Below are 247 nucleotides of genomic sequence, written 5' to 3' on the forward strand. Positions count from 1 at the left end.
CCCGGCGCTGCTGCCTCAGCCGGCGGCGTAGCCCCCGGGTCAGGATCAGGTAAGGGCTCACCAACTTCAGACTCCCCAGGTTGTCGGCCAGCTTGCGCCAGAGCAGGGGCGCCGTGGTCGGCCGCGACACCAGCCCCTTGCCTGGCCGGTCGAACCAGACCTCGGCCTGTCCCGGATGCCAGCTCAGGGAGGCAGGCTCAGCGTCAAACAGGCTGGCGGGCAGGTCATAGACGGCCGCCACCTGCGG

1 pseudogene is annotated in these 247 nt (G+C 70.9%); it reads right to left on the reverse strand.

Annotation, left to right across the window (positions count from 1 at the left end):
* Positions 1–247 (reverse strand): annotated as a pseudogene (locus AAC083_RS23280) (phospholipase); the annotation flags it as partial.

Source organism: Aeromonas sp. HMWF014 (assembly GCF_963878295.1).
GTDB lineage: Bacteria > Pseudomonadota > Gammaproteobacteria > Enterobacterales > Aeromonadaceae > Aeromonas > Aeromonas popoffii.